Origin of the sequence: Streptomyces sp. NPDC005533, from assembly GCF_042871845.1 — a bacterium.
GTDB lineage: Bacteria > Actinomycetota > Actinomycetes > Streptomycetales > Streptomycetaceae > Streptomyces.
In genome coordinates this window covers 70,332-83,838 of sequence record NZ_JBIAJH010000026.1, presented here as the reverse complement: position 1 = coordinate 83,838, position 13,507 = coordinate 70,332, and the positions used below count along the sequence as shown (strand labels likewise).

The 13,507-nt window shown below is 71.3% G+C and carries 14 protein-coding genes; all 14 read right to left on the bottom strand.

What is annotated here, in order from left to right:
• Positions 1–56 precede the first annotated feature (56 nt).
• The 14 genes from ACFYP3_RS25005 to ACFYP3_RS24940 all read right to left on the bottom strand — a co-directional run bounded on the left by ACFYP3_RS25005 (position 57) and on the right by ACFYP3_RS24940 (position 13,501).
• A complete protein-coding gene (locus ACFYP3_RS25005) occupies positions 57–704 on the bottom strand; it encodes a TMEM175 family protein (protein ID WP_388836507.1) in 648 nt (215 codons plus the stop codon).
• A gap of 113 nt (positions 705–817) precedes the next feature.
• Entirely contained in the window at positions 818–1,159 is a 342-nt protein-coding gene (locus tag ACFYP3_RS25000; RefSeq protein ID WP_030830361.1) for a nuclear transport factor 2 family protein, read from the bottom strand.
• A 12-nt stretch (positions 1,160–1,171) separates the two neighbouring features.
• Positions 1,172–2,695 carry an ATP-binding protein gene (locus ACFYP3_RS24995; RefSeq protein WP_388836504.1) on the bottom strand — a complete coding sequence of 508 codons (1,524 nt, stop codon included), beginning with the start codon at positions 2,693–2,695 and terminating at the stop codon, positions 1,172–1,174.
• Positions 2,692–3,948: an MFS transporter gene (locus ACFYP3_RS24990; RefSeq protein ID WP_388836501.1), complete on the bottom strand. Its 1,257-nt coding sequence runs from the start codon at positions 3,946–3,948 to the stop codon at positions 2,692–2,694. The genes ACFYP3_RS24995 and ACFYP3_RS24990 overlap by 4 nt, the downstream gene beginning before the upstream one ends.
• 54 nt (positions 3,949–4,002) lie before the next feature.
• Positions 4,003–4,833, bottom strand: coding sequence for an FAD binding domain-containing protein (locus tag ACFYP3_RS24985; RefSeq protein ID WP_388836498.1), 831 nt, complete (start codon positions 4,831–4,833; stop codon positions 4,003–4,005).
• Complete coding sequence (locus ACFYP3_RS24980; protein ID WP_388836496.1) at positions 4,830–7,235, bottom strand: xanthine dehydrogenase family protein molybdopterin-binding subunit; 2,406 nt, start codon at positions 7,233–7,235, stop codon at positions 4,830–4,832. The genes ACFYP3_RS24985 and ACFYP3_RS24980 overlap by 4 nt, the downstream gene beginning before the upstream one ends.
• Positions 7,236–7,240: 5 nt before the next feature.
• Positions 7,241–7,771, bottom strand: a complete 531-nt coding sequence (locus ACFYP3_RS24975; RefSeq protein ID WP_388836560.1) for a (2Fe-2S)-binding protein — start codon at positions 7,769–7,771, stop codon at positions 7,241–7,243.
• Positions 7,768–8,382, bottom strand: a complete 615-nt coding sequence (locus ACFYP3_RS24970) for an NADPH-dependent F420 reductase (protein WP_388836493.1) — start codon at positions 8,380–8,382, stop codon at positions 7,768–7,770. The genes ACFYP3_RS24975 and ACFYP3_RS24970 overlap by 4 nt, the downstream gene beginning before the upstream one ends.
• Positions 8,383–8,407: 25 nt before the next feature.
• Entirely contained in the window at positions 8,408–9,892 is a 1,485-nt protein-coding gene (locus ACFYP3_RS24965; protein WP_388836490.1) for an aldehyde dehydrogenase family protein, read from the bottom strand.
• Between the two features lie 32 nt (positions 9,893–9,924).
• Positions 9,925–10,665 (bottom strand): type 1 glutamine amidotransferase domain-containing protein, encoded by a 741-nt coding sequence (locus tag ACFYP3_RS24960; RefSeq protein ID WP_376618641.1) that lies wholly within the window; start codon positions 10,663–10,665, stop codon positions 9,925–9,927.
• 69 nt (positions 10,666–10,734) lie between these two features.
• Complete coding sequence (locus tag ACFYP3_RS24955) at positions 10,735–11,478, bottom strand: AAA family ATPase (protein WP_388836487.1); 744 nt, start codon at positions 11,476–11,478, stop codon at positions 10,735–10,737.
• The gene (locus tag ACFYP3_RS24950; RefSeq protein WP_388836484.1) at positions 11,479–12,738 is read right to left on the bottom strand and encodes a PP2C family protein-serine/threonine phosphatase; all 1,260 of its coding nucleotides are present in this window, start codon (positions 12,736–12,738) and stop codon (positions 11,479–11,481) included.
• Positions 12,720–13,193, bottom strand: coding sequence for an ATP-binding protein (locus tag ACFYP3_RS24945; protein WP_388836481.1), 474 nt, complete (start codon positions 13,191–13,193; stop codon positions 12,720–12,722). The genes ACFYP3_RS24950 and ACFYP3_RS24945 overlap by 19 nt, the downstream gene beginning before the upstream one ends.
• A complete protein-coding gene (locus ACFYP3_RS24940; protein WP_351297106.1) occupies positions 13,190–13,501 on the bottom strand; it encodes an STAS domain-containing protein in 312 nt (103 codons plus the stop codon). The genes ACFYP3_RS24945 and ACFYP3_RS24940 overlap by 4 nt, the downstream gene beginning before the upstream one ends.
• Between the last annotated feature and the right edge of the window lie 6 nt (positions 13,502–13,507).

Below are 13,507 nucleotides of genomic sequence, written 5' to 3'. Positions count from 1 at the left end.
ACCAGCTAGATCCAATACCCTACTTGACCGCGAAGAACGGCCGTAGGCCCCGGCGGCTACTTCCTGAGGTCGCTGGCAGTTTCGAGCCGCTCTTCCTCTACCACGAGGGGGATGGGGATCTGGTTCGCCGCATAGTAGATCGCGATCAGGAAGTGTGCGACGAGTGTGAGCGTCGCCGAGTAGAAGGCAAGGGCGACGGTGAGGGGGTAGGCGATGGCGCCGAGGCCGAAACGCACTCGTGTGGCGCGTGCACCCTCGCGGTCCACCTTCTCGTGGAAGAGGTGGCCGACCCGGGTGACGTACCACCAGAAGGCCAGGAACGCCAGGGCGTAGGCCACGGTGACGCCGCTGTAGAGGACGGCCGCGGCATTGGCGGAGCCGCCTTCCTCCATGAGGTGCTCGGCGAGGACGTTGGTGGTGTAGGGCACCACCGATACCACCATCAGCACCAGGAGATTCAGGAACAACAAAGGGCGGTCGACCCTCTTCAGATGACTGAAGATGGTGTGGTGATTCACCCACATCACGCCGATGATGAGGAAACTCACGACGTAGGCGGCGTAATGGGGCCATTGTTCCCGGACGCCGTGCCAGAACTCGGATCCCGTTTCCTCCGGAACCTTCAATTCCAGAACGAGGATGGTGATGATGACGGCGAATACTCCGTCACTGAACGCCTCGATCCGCCCGGTTTCGTTTTCCATTGCCTCCCCTTTGCCGCCACTCGCATATATGCGCAGTCCACGAACGCGTGGTGCATACATACGGGGAGGGCGTTCTCCCGCCCTCCCCGCACACGCTACCCAGATTTCGGCCGTCAGCCGCCGAATCCGGCGGTCTGCCGCCAGATCCGGCCATCGCGGACGACGAGTGTCCCGAACGCGTGCTCCGGTTCGCCGTTCAGGTTCATGATCGCCCGGTAGAAGATGGTGTCCTCGGTCTCGATGTACTCCTGGAGTTCGACGAGGGTGGGCTTCACCGTGAGATAGCCGGTGAACGTCTCACGAACGGCTTCGATGCCGACCGAGACCCCCTCGAAGCGCAGCAGTACGGCGTCGTCGGTGTAGTTCTTCATCACCGCCTCGATGTCCAGGGCCGCCAGCGCTTCCATCTGGCGGACGAACACCGGGTGCAGCTTGGAGATGTCGTACGTGGCCATGTCGACTCCGTTTCAACCGGGCGGGGCGCCCTCGATGGGTGCCGTAGCGGGTGCCGTAGCGGGTGTTGCAGCAGGTGGGGCGCAGGACTGGGCGCTGCCGGCGAAGGGCAGCCGGACGACCATCCGGGTCTCGCCGGGGCGCGAGCGCGCCGTGAGCGAGCCGTGGTGGCGCTGGGTCACGATGCGGTAGCTCAGGTGCAGCCCGAGGCCCGTTCCCTTGCCCACGTCCTTGGTGGTGTAGAAGGGTTCGAAGATGCGCGGCAGGGATTGCGCGGGGATGCCGCGCCCGGTGTCGGAGACCTCCACGACCATGCAGTCGCCCTCGGCCCGGGCGCGCAGGGTCAGTACGCCCGCGCCCTCCATGGCCTCGGCTGCGTTGTCGACGAGGTTGGTCCACACCTGGTTCAACTCGCTCGGGTAGCCCGTCAGTTCGGGCAGCCCGGGCTCGTACTCACGCACGATGCTGATGCCCCCGAGCTTGGCCCGCAGCACGACCAGCGTGTTCTCCAGGCCCTCGGTCACCGCGAAGCGCTGTTCGGGCGCCCGGTCGAGATTGGCGTAATCCCGGGTGGCGGAGACGAGTTGGGAGATCCTGGGGCCCGCCGCCCGCAGCTCCGCGGCGAGCGAGCGGATCTCCAGCAGCGCCGCCAGGTGGTCCAGGGCGCGGGCGAGGGCCTGCTCGCCGACCCCTTCCAGCCGCTCCAGCAGCCAGCCCAGCTGCAGTCCGAGGTCGGAGATGCCGGAGCCGAGCAGGCCCGGCCGTTCGGTGCCCGCCTCCTCGGCCCAGTCGGCGATCTCCTCCTCGGCGTCGGCCTGGGCGAAGGGGTCGGTGGTCACGGGCGGCGGCAGCTTGTCCAGTTCCTCGGCGAGCCGGTCGAAGACGGCCCGCTCCGCGCCGGTGGCGGCCGCGCCCCAGGCCTGGGCGGTCCGGGTGAGCCGGTCCAGGGCCGGGGCCAGTTCCTGCGCGGCCCGGGCCACGGCGGCCGCCGGATTGTTCAGCTCGTGCGCGAGGCCGGCGGCGAGGGTGCCGAGCGCCTCCACGGTGGCCCGCTTGCGGGCCTGCACCTCGGAGGACTTGATCCGCCAGGCGAGGACCGGGATCAGGACGGCGGCCACCCCGTGGCAGCGGGTGAGCATCTCGAAGAAGACCGCCTTGGGGTACGCCACGACGGTGGTCGACGGCCCGCTCGCGGCCGCGGTGGCCACGTAGGAACCGTCGGTCAGCAGGGGCAGCTCCCCCGTGAACCGGTGGGCGGCCGACGGTTTGCCGTCGTGTTCCTCGGCGGAAGCGCTCTCTTCTTCCGTGGAGTGGCGGGTGAGCACCTCCTCCCGCCCGTCGACGACCTTGGTGACGACCAGCCCGCCCGAGAGCAGGACGTGGAAGCCGACGGCCTCCTCGCCGTCCCGGAAGAGCACCTCCCCGTCGCCGAGGATCCTGGGTCCGGACACCGAGACCAGCCAGTCCAGCTGGTCCTCGGTCAGCCCTGCGAAGATCTCCAGCGAGCGCAGGGCGGAGCGCAGTTCCGCCGGTTTCATACCGTGCCCTCCTCTGCCCTGGTGCGGGCGGCCAGTCGCAGGGTGGCCAGCAGGGCCAGCGCGCACACCCCGGCGACGGCGGCCATGAAGCCGACCGAGGTGCGGTGCAGGCCGTGGATGTTGGTGAGCATCCCGGCGAGGACGGCCGGGACGCTCATCGCGAGGTACGCGAAGACGTAGACGGCGGCGGTCAGTTCACCGCGGTGCGCCGGCTCGGCGAGTGCGCTCAGCGCCCGGAAGGAGCCGAGGAAGGCGGCGCCCCAGCCGCTGCCGAGGACCGCGGTGGCCACCAGGAACACCGCGGCCGAGCCGAGGCCCAGCGCGAGCAGCACCAGGCCGAGCCCGGCGAGCAGGCCGAGCAGGCCCAGTACGGCGGTGCGCAGCGCCGCGGTACCGCCGAGCATCAGCTGGGCGACGGTGGCGGCGCCGGCGAGCAGCGCCACCGTGGCGCCGCCGACGAGGTAGTTGGTGGTCTCCAGCAGCGACAGCGCCAGGTGCGGGCCGAGCGAGAGGTAGAAGCCGCCCACCGACCAGACGGCGACGATGGTCAGCACGAGGACGGCGAAGCGGCCGCGGGCGCCCTCGGGTACGCGGATCCGGTGCGGGACCACCCGGAAGCGGCCCCCGGCGCCCGGCGCGCTCTCGCGCATCCGGAACACCCCCACCAGGGTCACGGCGAAGGCCCCGACCAGCAGCAGGTAGCTGAGCACGGTCGGTGCGGGCGCGTACTGGACGAGCAGTCCGGCGCCGATCCCGCCGAGCCCGATGCCCACGGTCGGGCCCGCGCTGTTGACCTGGGCGCCGAGCGCGGGCCGCGACGCGGGGCTCAGTTCCAGCAGGGCCGCGCCCATCGCGCCGGTGGCGAGGCCCACGGCCAGGCCCTGGACGGCGCGGGCGGCGAGGAGCAGCCCGAGCCCCCGGGCCCCGGCGAACAGGACCATGGAGACGATCGCCAGGACCAGCGCGGCGGCCAGGACCGGGCGCCTGCCGAGGGTGTCGGAGAGGGACCCGAACAGCAGGAGCCCGGCGAGCACGGTGACGGCGTACAGGGCGAAGACCACCGTGATCGTGCCGGAGGACAGGTCCCACTCCTGCTGGTAGAGCACGTAGAGGGCGGAGGGCACGGAGGAGGAGAGCATCAGCAGGACGAGGACCGCTCCCACCACCCAGAAGCCGGTGCCTCTGGGCGCACCGGCCGCGGGTGCGGCCGGGTGCACGGTTACCCCCGTGGTCGTCTTCGATGATTCGGCCACTGCTTCACTCAACTCCCCCGTGATGGGGCCCTGCCCGGGCCCCGTGATGGGCGATCAGGCGAGTGCCTGCTCGGCCCTCTGCAAGGCTCGGGCCGTCAGTACCCCCGCGATGTGGCCGAGGTACTCGGCCGAGGTGCCGCGCCCGGGTACGAACAGCTCCCGGGGCTCGGCGCGGAAGGCCGCGAGTACGGCGTCGGTGCTGTACGGGCCCCCGCGCAGGCGGTCTTCGACCCCGCGCAGCCGCAGCGCGCGGGAGGTGGCTCCGGTGACGGCGACGCGCGGCCCGCCGGGAGTGATTCGTACGGCCGTGGCGCACACCGGGTAGCGGGTGGCCCGGTCGGCGGTCTTCTCGAAGGCGGCGGCCCGGCCGGCGGCGGGCACCAGCAGGGCGGTGAGCACCGCGGACGCGGGTGCGCCGGCGGCCGCGAACTCCTCAGCCGGCAGGACCGACCGCCCGTCGGGACCGGCCAGTTCGACCTCGGCGTCCGCGGCGATCGCGGCGACCGGCAGGTCGGTGGGCCGGCCGGAGGCGGCGAGGTTGCCGCCGACGGTGCCGAGGTTGCGGACCTGGGGGTCGCCGTTGGCGCGGGCCGCGGCGGCCAGTTCGGGTGCCTCGGCGAGCACCAGCGGGTCCGCGGCGAGTTCGGCGAGGGTGGTGAGGGCGCCGATCCGCAGCCGCCCCCCTTCGGGCTCGCGCCGGATGCCCCGCAGTTCCGCGAGCCGCCTGATGTCGACCAGCAGGCGGGCGTGGTCGGCGCCCGTGCGCAGGTCGGGCAGGAGGCTCTGTCCGCCGGCCAGGATCCGGGCTTCGCGCGTCCCGGTCAGCAGGGCCAGGGCCTCGTCGAGGCCGGCGGGCCGGACGTAGTCGAAATCGGTGAGGATCACTGGGATTCCCCTCTCAGGCGGCGCCAGACCTTCTCGGGGGTGAGCGGCATGTCGATGTGCCGGACGCCCAGGTCGGAGAGGGCGTCGACGACGGCGTTGACGACGGCCGCGGCGGGCGGGACGGTGGCGATCTCGCCGGCGCCCTTGGCGCCGAGCGGGTTGTGCGGGCTGGGCGTGACGGTCTTGTCGAGCGCGAAGAACGGCACGTCGGCGGCGCGCGGCAGGGCGTAGTGGTTGAGGTCGGAGCTGACGAGCAGCCCGTTCTCGTCGTATTCGGCGGCCTCCATGAGGGCCTGGCCGAGGCCGTGCACGATGCTGCCCTCGATCTGCCCGTGGACGATCTTCGGGTTGCCGATGTTCCCGGCGTCGTCGACGGCCGTGTAGGCCACGACCTCGGTCTCGCCGGTCAGTTCGTCGATCTCGACGACCGCGACGTGCGTCCCGAAGGGGTAGTTGAAGTCCGGCGGGTCGAAGTGGGTGGTCTCGTCGAGGGCCGGCTCGATCTCCGGGGGCAGCCCCCAGCCGTACCACATGGCCATGGCCAGCTCGGCGAAGGTCTTGGTGTTCTCCGGGTTGCCCTCCTCGTGGACCTTGCCGCCCTCGTAGACGACCTTCTCCTCGGGGACGTTCAGGAACACGGCGCCGGCCTTCACCAGCTTGGCCTTGATCTTGCGGGCGGTGAGGGCGACGGCGGGGGCGGCCATGCTGTAGGAGCGCGAACCGTAGGTGCCCTGCCCGTACGGGGCCTTCTGGGTGTCGCCCTCGAGGACCTGGATCGTGTCCGGGTCGATGCCGAGCTCGTCGGCGGCGACCATCGCGAAGACGGTGCCGTGGCTCTGGCCGGTGGAGGCGGAGCCCACCGTGACGGTGACCTCGCCGGTCGGGTGGACGCGGATGTTCGCGCTCTCCCAGGTGCCGCCGAGCATGCCCTCCTGGGACATCCGGGTGGAGGGGCCGACCCCGCAGATCGCGACGTAGGTGGCGAGGCCGACGCCGAGGCGCTTGCCGCGGGTGCGGGCCTCGGCCTTGCGGGCGGGCATGTCGGCGTAGCCGGACAGCTCGATCGCCCGGTCGAAGTTCAGCTCGTAGTTCCCGGAGTCGTAGGTCCAGCCCAGACCGTTGTCGTACGGGAACTTCTCCTTCGGCACCAGGTTCCTGCGCCGTACGGCCGCCGGGTCCATGCCGATCTCGGCGGCGTACCGGTCGACCAGGCGCTCCATGAGGAAGGCGGCCTCGGCCCGCCCGCTGCCGCGCTGGGCGCCGAGCGGGACGGTGTTGGTGAAGGCGGCGTAGACCTCGCAGAAGGCGGCGTCGATGTCGTACATGCCGCTGATGGAGCGGCCCATCAGGGCGGTGGCGACACCGGGGCCGATGGTCGAGGGGTACGCGCCGAGGTTGGCGTAGCTGGTGGCGCGCACGGCGGTGATGCGGCCGTCACGGGTGCCAGCGAGGGTGACGTGCTGGCGGTGGTCGCGGCCCTGGACGGTGGAGTTCATCAGGCCGGTGCGGGTGTCCACCCACTTCACCGGGCGGCCCAGCGCCTTGGAGAGCAGCAGGACCAGCGCCATGTCGGGGTAGAGGTAGCCCTTGGTGCCGAAGCTGCCGCCGACGGTCGGGGCGATCACCCGGAGCTTGTTGAAGGGGATGCCGAGGACCAGCGCGGAGAGCAGGAAGCGGTGGTTGTGCGGGCCCTGGGTCGAGGCGTAGAGCGTGTACTCGCCGGTGGCGGCGTTGAAGTCGCCGACGGCGCCGCGGGGCTCGATGGGGCTGTTGATGGTGCGCTGGTTGACCAGGTCGAGCTCGACGGTGACCTCTGCCTCGGCGATGGCCGCGTCGGTGCGGTCCTTGTCGCCGCAGGTCCAGTACGCGTTCAGGTTGCCGGGGACCGCCTCGTGCAGCTGGGGCGCGCCCTCGGCGAGCGCCTCGTCGGCCCGGGTGACCACGGGCAGCGGCTCGTACGCGACGACGATGGCGGCGAGCGCCGCGGCGGCCTGGCGCGGGGTCTCGGCGACGACCACGGCGATCGGGTCGCCGACGTGCCGCACGGCGTCGCCGGTGAGGACCGGGCGGGCGCCGGGAAGTCCGTAGGGGTGGGGCGGGAAGTGGCTCTCCACCCCGCCGGGTATCCAGATGCAGGGCAGCGGCATCACGTCGGTGAAGTCGGCGGCGGTGGCCACCTTCAGCACGCCGGGCAGCTGTTCCGCGGCCTTCGTCTCGATGGAGAGGATCCTCGCGTGGGCGACCGGGCTGCCCAGGATGGCCATGTGGGCGGTGCCCGGCAGGTCGATGTCCGCCACGTACGTCGCCTCGCCGCGCAGCAGCTGCGGGTCCTCGCGGCTGTCCAGCGGCTGCCCGAGCACTCCGCCTCCCACGGCAGGGGCGTCCCCCGTCACTGCGGTCATGTCCCTCACACCTCCTGTCCGGCAGCGGCGGGCGCGGCGGCGGCGCCGGCCGCGGAGAGGGCCCCGGGCTCTTCGGCGCGGGCGGCCGCGCAGGCGCGCTGCACTCCCCGTACGACGCTGTGGTAGCCGGTGCAGCGGCACAGGTTCCCGGTGAGCCACTCGCGGATCTCGGGCTCGGTGGGGGCCTCGCCGCCGGCGGTGGTGTCGACGAGTTCGCCGAGCGCCATGACCATGCCGGGGGTGCAGAAGCCGCACTGGGTGCCGTGCTCCTGGCGCAGTGCCTCCTGGAGGCCGGTCAGCTCACCGCCGGGGGTGGTGACGCCCTCGATGGTGGCCACCTCACTGCCGGCGGCCGAGGCCGTGAGGACCAGGCAGCTCTTGACGGACCTGCCGTCGAGCCGGACGACGCACGAGCCGCACTGCCCGGTGTCGCAGCCGACTTTGGTGCCGGTCAGTCCGAGGCCGTCGCGGAGCCGTTCCACAAGCAGTTCGTTCGGCTCCGCCGAGAACTGCTCCGGTCTTCCGTTCACATTCAGTGTGATATCCATGCCAGCGCCTGCGCTTCCGTGAGCGGCCGGTTGAAGAGGGGCCCGCCGGGCTGCTGGAGAATTCCTCCGGAGTGCAACGGGCCGGTGTCCACGGGCGCGAATCCCAGATCCGCGATGATTCCCGCGACGATTTCCTTCGCTTTCACGTCGTCGCCGGCCGTGTAATGCGCCAGGCGCTCTCCGGATGCGGTCCCGGCGACGGCGAGCGTTTCGAAATGCATGGTGTTCAGGGATTTCACGACCTGGGCCCCGGGGTACCACTCGGCGACCAGGTCGCTGGAGCCGCGCCCGCCGAGGTCGGCGGGCGCGGCGGGGCCGCCGAACGCGTTGGTGGCGTCCACCAGCACCTTGTCCTGCACGACGCGCGGCGGGAGCAGCCCCCGGACGCTGTCGAAGGGCACCATCAGCACCAGGAGTTCGGCCTGGCCGGCGGCCTCGACGGGGTGCGCCGCCGAGGCCGCCCGTCCCAGCTCGGCCACGAGCGGGCCGAGGGTCTGCGGGCCCCGGGCGTTGGCGAGGACGACCTGGTGGCCCGCCGCCACCAGGATCCTGGCCAGGGTGGAGCCGATCCGCCCGGTGCCGATGACGCCTGTGCGCATTGCCGCTCCTTCGGGAAGGGGGGTCTCAGTCCATGCCGATCCAGACCGACTTGGTCTGGGTGTAGCTCTCCAGGGACTCGGGGCCGCACTCGCGGCCGTATCCGGAGGCCTTGTAGCCGCCGTAGGGCACGGAGGGGTCGTACTGGTTGTAGCAGTTGACCCAGACCGTGCCGGCCTTGATCTGCGAGGCGACCCGGTGGGCGCGTCGGAGGTCCTTGGTGTGGACGCCGGCGGCGAGGCCGTACGCGCTGTCGTTGGCGATGCGTACGGCGTCCTCCTCGGTGTCGAAGGGGATGATCGACAGGACCGGGCCGAAGATCTCCTCCTGGGCGATCCGCATGCCGTTGTCGACGCCGGTGAAGACGGTGGGCAGGAAGTACAGGCCCTGGCTGGAGGCGCCCTCGGGGGTCCAGCCGGTGCCGCCGGTGCGCAGCACGGCGCCTTCCTTCTCCCCCACCTCGATGTAGGAGCTGACCTTGTCGAACTGGCCGCGGTGGGCCAGCGGCCCGAAGAGGGTGGCCGGGTCGCGCGGGTCGCCGGGCTTGAGGGCGGCGGCCCGGCGGACGAGGCGTTCGACCATCTCGTCGTGGATGGGGCGGTGCAGGAGCAGCCGGGAGCCGGCGGTGCAGATCTCGCCCTTGTTGTAGTAGATGCCGAAGAAGGCCAGTTCCTCGGCGGCGTCGAGGTCGGCGTCGGCGAAGACGATGTTGGCGGACTTGCCGCCGAGCTCCATCGTCACCTTCTTCAGGGTGCCGGCGGCCTTGCGGATGATCGACTGGCCGACCACGGTGGAGCCGGTGAAGGCGATCTTGTCGATGTCCGGGTGGTCGGTGAGGGTCTCCCCCAGTTCCACGCCGGGACCGGTGATCACGTTCAGCACGCCGTCCGGGATCTCCGCCTCCTGGAAGAGCTCGGCGATCTTCAGGGCGGTGAGCGGGGTGGCCGGGGAGGGCTTGTGGACCACCGTGTTGCCCGCCGCCAGGGCCGGCGCGATCTTCGTCATGGACAGCAGCAGCGGGAAGTTGAACGGGGTGATGGCGCAGACCACGCCCAGCGGTTCGCGCAGGGTGTAGGCGAGCTGGCCGCCGGCCGGGGCCCGGGAGGAGCCGTCGACCCGGGTCACGGCGCCGGCGTAGTAGTGCATGAGCTGAGCGGCCATGGGGGCGTCGACCGTGCTGGAGAAGGCGAACGGCTTGCCCATGTCCACGGTCTCCAGCAGGGCGATCTCCTCCAGGTCGCGCTCGATGAGCTCACCGACCCGGTTGAGGCGCAGCGCGCGTTCCTGGGCGGACAGTCTGCTCCACGGGCCTTCCTCGTACGCCGTGCGGGCGGCGGCGACGGCCGCGTCCGCGTCGGCGGCGGCGGCCTGGGCCACCGGCACGATCTCCTGCCCGTCCACGGGGCTGATGTCCGGTTCGGTACGGTCGTCCCGGGCCGGGACCCATTTGCCGCCGATGAACAGTTTCCCGGGGTTCGCGAGGGGCTGGCCGCTCAGCTCACGCTTGGTCATGGCTGCCTTCCGGTGTCGGGTGCGGGGCGGTTCTAGCCCTTCGCGAGCTGCCGTAAGAAGGTCTCGGCGAGGGCCTTGGAGGAGTAGGGGTTCTGGCCGGTCGTCAGCTTGCGGTCCACGACCACGTGCGAGTCCCAGATCGCTTCGGCCTTCTCGTAGCGCGCGCCGAGCCGGGTGAGCTCGACCTCCAGGATCAGCGGGAGCCGGCCGGCCATGTTGGTGACCAGTTCCTCGCTGTGCGAGAAGGCCGTCATCCGGTAGCCCTCGAACGGCCAGCGGCCTTCGCCGTCGCGCAGCGCGAGCAGCGAGGTGTGGCCGTGGCAGACGGTGGCGAGCGGCTTGTCCTGGGCGATGACCCAGCGCAGGATCTGGGCGAGCTCGTCGGACTTGGGGAGGTCGCCGATGGCTCCGTGACCGCCGCTGACGTACACGCCGTCGTAGTCGGCGATGTCCTTCTCGGTGAGGTCCTCCAGCGCGAGGGGCGCTCTCAGCTGGGGGGTTTCCCCGATGACGCGGACGTACTCGGCGGCGTTGGCCGCGTCCTCGTCCGGCGAACCCTGGGGGCGGACCCACTGGAGGAACTGCGGGTCGATGCTCGTCTGGTCGACCGTGGGCGCGCGGCCCGCGATCGTCGCCACGTCCACGTCGTGGCCCGCCGCCTTGAAGAGCGTGAAGGGCACGACGAATTCCTCGGCCCAGAATCCCGAGGGATGCTGTTCGCCGTCCAGCAGATGCAGTGTGGCCTTGGCCGTCATGACGACGAGAATCTTCATGATTCTCTCCTTGTTCTGGATTCGCTGCCGATTCAACACGCCCCCCGCAAGGGGCGTAAGGGGGTGACGTCAGGCACGCGATACTTCGTCACGTGCGTCCAACGCCGAGATGATGGTGCGGAATTCACCGACCAAGGGGTGGTCGGGGTGGGCGTCTGCGAATATGCGTTCCCCGTACAGCGCCGCCATTTCCGGCGAGTACGGAAGGATTCCGGCCAGCGGCGCCCCGTAGACCTCCTCGGCGCGCCGCCGGGCCCGGTCCCGGTCCGTGCCCTCGGGGGCCATGCTCAGCACCACGGTCCGCCGGCAGGTCAGCCGGCCGGCGAGGGCGATGGTCTCCTCGACCCCGGACAGGTCGATCCGGTCCGCCCGGGCCATGATCATCAGTACGTCGGCGCTCGCCATGGCGGTCACCGACTCGTTGTTGAGTCCGGCGTGGGTGTCGAGCAGCAGCACGTCGAGCGCGTAGTGCTCGGCGAGCCTGTCGAAGCCCTCCGGCAGCAGCCCCACGTCGTAGCCGCTGGTCATGATCTCGCGCAGGGCGGCCGTCCCGGTCCGGGCCGGTACGACGTACAGCCCGGGCACGCCCGCCTGCTGGGCGGTGGTCTCGATCTCGCAGCGGCCGAGGAGGTAGTCGGCCAGGGAGGCGCCGGGGCCGAGCCGGAACAGCAGGTCCAGGGTGGGTGACTGGATGTCGGTGTCCACCAGTCCCACCCGGCGCCCCCCGGCCGCGATCAGCAGCGCGAGGTTCGCCAGTACCGAGGACTTCCCGGTGCCACCGCGGTGCGAGTGCACCACGATGGTGCGGGCCATCTAGGCCACCACCCGGTGACCGGTACCGTCCGCGTGCGGCCCCCGCGCCGCGCGTGGCCGGTGCAGGGCCAGCATGGTGACGTCGTCGTGCTGTTCCGCGGTGCCGGTGTGCTCCAGCACCGCCAGGTCCATCCTGTCGACCACGTCCTTGCCGCTCACCGGCGGGCCCGCGAGCAGTTCCAGCATGCGTTCGTCGCCGAGGAAACTGCCGTTCGGGCAGCGGGCCTCGGGCACTCCGTCGGTGAAGGCGAAGAGGGTGTCGCCCGGGTCCAGCTGGGCGTAGCCGAGGGTGTAGACGACCTCGGGCAGGACCCCGACGGCCGGGCCGGTGACGTCCAGGGCCCGGGGCGGGCTGCCGTCTGCGGGCAGCAGCAGGGGCGGGTTGTGGCCGCCGTTGATGTAGACGAGGCTGCCGGTGAGCGGGTCCAGCACCCCGAAGAACAGGGTGGCGAAGTAGCCCTGCCGCAGGTGGTTGCGGGTGAGGTAGCCGTTGGTGGCGGTGACCGCGTTGAGCAGCGGTGTGGCGCCGACGACCGGGATGCGCCGGCTGCCTCCGGCGCGTCCGGCGGCGACCAGGTGCTGGAGGCCGCTGTTCTGCGCGGTGTGCCGGAGCAGGGAGCGGATGAGCGCCATGAACAGCGCGGCGCCGACCCCCTTGTCGCAGACGTCGGCGACGACGAACGCCAGCCGGCGGCCGCGGGATATCTCGAAGACGTCGTAGAAGTCACCGGCGACCTGGCGGGCGGGCCGGAAGCGCACGTCGATCTCCCAGCCCGCCGGTACGGGCAGCGATTCGGGCAGGAAGCCCGCCTGGATCTCCCGGCCGATCTCCAGTTCCTTCTCGTAGCCCATGAGTTCGGCGCGGGCGTCGGCCTCCCGCAGGGTGCGGCCGAGTCCGGCGCGCTCCGAGCAGCTGTGCAGCCGGGCCCCGACGAGGGCGGGCAGGAAGGGTGGTACGAGGTAGTCGTGCCCGATCCGGACGTGCGCCTCCAGGGCGGCGAACTCCGTCACGGTCCAGACGACCACGATGGGCGCGCCGGCCCAGCGGCGCAGCCGGCGCACGGCGGTCCGGACGGACTCCCCGTCGGACTCGGCCGGAGCCAGCAGCACGTCCGCGACGGGCAGCAGTTCCAGCGGCCCTGCGAGCAGCTCCGTCAGCGTACGGGGGACGAGTTCCGCGTCCATGATCCGCAGTGCCCGCAGGAGCTCGGGCGGCGGTGACGGGTACGCATCGAGGATGATCACGGTCGTGGAGGGCATCGGTCCGTCTCCTCCGCCTTCACAGTCAGCGTGCTGATGTTGCGGCCGTCCCGGTGCGCGTAGCTGAACTCGTCCACACTGGTCAGCGCCAGGTGGATGCCGAGGCCGCCGATCCGCCGGTCCTCCGGGGGGACCCCGGGGGCGGGCGGCAGACGGCCTTCGACGGGGTCGAAGGCGGGTGCGGCGTCTTCGATGGTGATCTGCACCCGGCCCGGGCCGGAGCGGCCGCGGACGGTGATCCGTCCGCCACCGCCCCGGTACCCGTGCATCACGATGTTCGTGGCCAGTTCGTCCACGGCCAGCCGGATCCGGTACGTGGCCCTCTTGTCCAGGCCCGCGCGGCCGGCCAGCCGCAGGACGAACGCGGCGATCTCGCCCAGTGCCCCCACCGTCGCGGGCACCTCCAGGAGGGAGGACGTCCGCGCCAGTTCGGCCATCTCAGTCACGGTGGTCACTCATCGGAGAGGACGATGCTCCTGTCGAGACCGGCCGTCCGGATGGTCCGGGACACGGGCTCGATGGCACCGACCACCTTGATGGTGACGTCGTTCGCGACCTTCTGCTGGGCGAAGACCAGGGAGCGCAGTCCGGCGCTGGCCATGTAGCCCACGCCGGCCATCCTGATCTCGACGGTGCTGGTGCCGTGCCCGGCGGCCTTCTCGATGGTCTGGTGGAAGTCCGGCGCGGTCTTGGCGTCCAGCTCGCCCGTCAGCTCGATGACGGTGGTGTCGCCCTCGATGCTCAGGGACACGGAAAGCGGCATGTCAGG

Excerpts from the sequence above, each read along its gene's own strand:
- ACFYP3_RS25005 (WP_388836507.1), bottom strand. The coding sequence starts at position 704 with ATGGAAAACGAAACCGGGCGGATCGAGGCGTTCAGTGACGGAGTATTC.
- ACFYP3_RS25000 (WP_030830361.1), bottom strand. The coding sequence starts at position 1,159 with ATGGCCACGTACGACATCTCCAAGCTGCACCCGGTGTTCGTCCGCCAG.
- ACFYP3_RS24995 (WP_388836504.1), bottom strand. The coding sequence starts at position 2,695 with ATGAAACCGGCGGAACTGCGCTCCGCCCTGCGCTCGCTGGAGATCTTC.
- ACFYP3_RS24980 (WP_388836496.1), bottom strand. The coding sequence starts at position 7,235 with ATGACCGCAGTGACGGGGGACGCCCCTGCCGTGGGAGGCGGAGTGCTC.
- ACFYP3_RS24970 (WP_388836493.1), bottom strand. The coding sequence starts at position 8,382 with ATGCGCACAGGCGTCATCGGCACCGGGCGGATCGGCTCCACCCTGGCC.
- ACFYP3_RS24965 (WP_388836490.1), bottom strand. The coding sequence starts at position 9,892 with ATGACCAAGCGTGAGCTGAGCGGCCAGCCCCTCGCGAACCCCGGGAAA.
- ACFYP3_RS24960 (WP_376618641.1), bottom strand. The coding sequence starts at position 10,665 with ATGAAGATTCTCGTCGTCATGACGGCCAAGGCCACACTGCATCTGCTG.
- ACFYP3_RS24955 (WP_388836487.1), bottom strand. The coding sequence starts at position 11,478 with ATGGCCCGCACCATCGTGGTGCACTCGCACCGCGGTGGCACCGGGAAG.
- ACFYP3_RS24950 (WP_388836484.1), bottom strand. The coding sequence starts at position 12,738 with ATGCCCTCCACGACCGTGATCATCCTCGATGCGTACCCGTCACCGCCG.
- ACFYP3_RS24940 (WP_351297106.1), bottom strand. The coding sequence starts at position 13,501 with ATGCCGCTTTCCGTGTCCCTGAGCATCGAGGGCGACACCACCGTCATC.